Source organism: Gilliamella sp. Choc5-1 (assembly GCF_001690595.1).
GTDB classification, from domain to species: Bacteria; Pseudomonadota; Gammaproteobacteria; order Enterobacterales; family Orbaceae; genus Gilliamella; species Gilliamella apicola_M.
Genome location: NZ_LZHH01000088.1, coordinates 1 through 2,535, shown reverse-complemented (window position 1 = coordinate 2,535; position 2,535 = coordinate 1). Strand labels below are relative to the sequence as shown.

The 2,535-nt window shown below is 36.1% G+C and carries 5 protein-coding genes and 1 pseudogene; 1 reads left to right on the top strand and 5 read right to left on the bottom strand.

The genetic code is table 11. The annotated features are described in order from the left end of the window. A partial coding sequence (locus A9G35_RS12935; RefSeq protein ID WP_141673815.1) for an integrase core domain-containing protein occupies positions 1–273 on the top strand: 273 nt, incomplete at its 5' end. Here A9G35_RS12935 and A9G35_RS07820 read toward each other — a convergent pair. The 5 genes and pseudogenes from A9G35_RS07820 to A9G35_RS13710 all read right to left on the bottom strand — a co-directional run. Next, positions 219–461 (bottom strand): hypothetical protein, encoded by a 243-nt coding sequence (locus tag A9G35_RS07820; protein WP_065636386.1) that lies wholly within the window; start codon positions 459–461, stop codon positions 219–221. The two genes, A9G35_RS12935 and A9G35_RS07820, sit on opposite strands and share 55 nt — an antisense overlap. A gap of 53 nt (positions 462–514) precedes the next feature. Beyond that, the gene (locus A9G35_RS07815; RefSeq protein WP_065636385.1) at positions 515–916 is read right to left on the bottom strand and encodes an NTF2 fold immunity protein; all 402 of its coding nucleotides are present in this window, start codon (positions 914–916) and stop codon (positions 515–517) included. A gap of 106 nt (positions 917–1,022) precedes the next feature. Further along, positions 1,023–1,604 carry a hypothetical protein gene (locus A9G35_RS07810; protein ID WP_065636384.1) on the bottom strand — a complete coding sequence of 194 codons (582 nt, stop codon included), beginning with the start codon at positions 1,602–1,604 and terminating at the stop codon, positions 1,023–1,025. 54 nt (positions 1,605–1,658) lie between these two features. Then, positions 1,659–2,045, bottom strand: a complete 387-nt coding sequence (locus A9G35_RS13715; protein WP_065636383.1) for an AHH domain-containing protein — start codon at positions 2,043–2,045, stop codon at positions 1,659–1,661. Between the two features lie 3 nt (positions 2,046–2,048). Beyond that, positions 2,049–2,168 (bottom strand): annotated as a pseudogene (locus tag A9G35_RS13710) (RHS repeat-associated core domain-containing protein); the annotation flags it as partial. Positions 2,169–2,535 lie beyond the last annotated feature (367 nt).

Below are 2,535 nucleotides of genomic sequence, written 5' to 3'. Positions count from 1 at the left end.
AATCGGTTATTAGCGGATTGTTTTAAGACATTTAATATCACGCATTCATTAAGCAAGAAAGGATGTCCTTATGATAATGCGGTAGCGGAAGCGACATTTAAAACAATTAAAACGGAATTTGTAAAAGGCCAACGTTTTAACTCAACGGCTGAGTTACAACGCGCTTTTTCGGCTTATGCCTATTGGTATAATCATAAACGATTACATTCTTCGTTAGGCTACTTGCCTCCCGTTGAATTTAAAAAACACTTACCCCTTAATTTTTTTGTTTGAAAATGTGTTGCCATTCCAATCCCCGCTGTTTTAAAACGGGGATTTATATAATTAAGCAATCGACCACGATTATCAAATTGTTGATGGCAATTGAGTTCACCAAATCGCCCCATACTACGGGCGATTTCATTGCCTTCTTGCCAGCGGTGCGTCGATAGTGTTTGACCGTTTAGGTCGATTTGGCTCACTTCATCACCACGATAACTTAAATACCGTTAAGGCGCTTAATTGCACTTAGTGATTATAATGTAAATTTTATCCATTTATCATCATCGAACATCTCTTTTCTATCTATCCGCCACTCATTATTTTTATAATGTAAAGTATAACGGAATTGACATTCTGCTCCAGTATATTCTTGGGTATAAATAACAACTTTATTGCCCTTTAATTCTTCTATTTTTATTATCTCTTCATCTGGTGAATACGCTGGGGGATTTCCACACGACAATGCAACTTGCCGACCATATTTTCGTTCTCTCTTTGTGCAAAACTTATCAAATATAATATTTAATTCATTAGTCATTTGTAAATCATCTTCATGTGATGAACCACTTGTCATTATTGGATAACAATGTAATTCCCAATGATTCATAGCAATAATAAATTCTTTTAATGTATTTTTTGCGTTTTCAATATTCATCTAATTCACCTAATTGTTAAAAACTTCACCTAAAACCTTTTTCCCATTTTGTAAAACTGTATATTTTATTTGGGTTGGTCTTGAGTTTGTTGTGCAGCGCATTAAACTATGAGGTTTCAGCCACAAGGTGGTCTGGAAACGTAAACGCTAATAATCCTGCCTCTTCAACCCGTTGTTTAAACTTTTCTGTCACAAAAACTCGGCCGATATCTTCTTCTATAGTAAATAAATATTCATCGGTAATATTATCAGCGATTAAAACTACATGCTCTATCATTAAACCATTTGGCCATTGTTTATAAATTGATTTTTCTTTATCAAAGCAACCTTTTAAAACATTTGTCGGAAAGTAGCCCCAAAATTTCTTCCTTTTACTTGCTGTAATAATCGGTAAAACTTGCCCTCGAGGAAGAAAAATATCACTTAACGCCTCTAAAGCCCTTTCGCTCAACACATAAAAAGGCGCTGTAGATCCACTGATATCTAACTGATAATTCTTTCTACCATAATCATTAGCATATAGCTCCATAGTCACAGGCTGATATTCCTCGCCAAACGGTTGCCAATGATGATAAAGTGCCCTATCCATTGCTCTTCCTGCAATATCTTCTTGTCCATCAGGACAATTTTCAATAAATGAACTATAGTCCGACACATTTGATTTTAACCTATAGATTTTCGGTTTCATTAGTATTTCTCCAATTTAACTAATTCGCTTATGATTAAATGCAATAACAAACGCTTATAATTGTTTCAATATCGTTTTCCAATTTGCGTTACGATCAGCGTTTGATAAAATATTTGCGATGTTTTTTAATTCAGCTTCTACTGCCTCTTTAGTACCTATTTTATCCGCCATCCTAAGTCTGTCATTAACCGCATCAATATAGTCATTAGGATGACGACCATTATGCATTATTCCTGGCAAGTTAGAGGTGTTTTTATTTGTTGGTAAAAATACGCCATTCATAGCACCGTTAATATCAATACCATATTTTTCTAAAATTTTTCGTGCTGGCTCTGCCCTTTTCGCGCCTTCGGCCACAATATGATGAGCAGCGGTGTTTTCTGGACGGAATACGCCCGCTTTTTCTAATGCCTCGCCTAATTGACAACTGGTTAACCCCAACGGGTCAATCCAAGCCAGTGGGTTAGGAACGTAGCTATAGGCGTTTTCGCCGCCAGCAAGCCCTATTGGATCTTGGCTGATGTAGCGGGCGGTGAACGGGTCGTAATAGCGGTAGCGATTATAGTGTAGTCCTGATTATTCGTATCATCCTGATACTCACCCTTTCAGGGCCAATGCTAAAGCATTGTTCAAATTTGTTCCAGACAAATTTGTCCTCGTCAAAATACTGTCCTTGAAAGCGCAGGTTTTGTGGGACGGTGCGGTATTCTATCGCAAGCTCGCCATAGGATTTAAAATTTCTGTCAAAAACTTTCAGGTAACTATGCGTTTTAGTATAAAATTGTTTTTTAGTTGGGTTGAGTTTTCGGTTTTTTAATGCTAAATAAATAGCAAAAATAGCCTTTGGGTATGCTAAAAGGTATTGTGTTTTTTATAACAATTATTCAAAAAACATTGATTTTATTTGTTTTTTAAAGAGCGATAAAATAAC

What these genes read in the sequence shown, in the direction of transcription:
- A9G35_RS07815 (WP_065636385.1), bottom strand. Translation starts at nt 916, where the DNA reads ATGAATATTGAAAACGCAAAAAATACATTAAAAGAATTTATTATTGCT.
- A9G35_RS07810 (WP_065636384.1), bottom strand. Translation starts at nt 1,604, where the DNA reads ATGAAACCGAAAATCTATAGGTTAAAATCAAATGTGTCGGACTATAGT.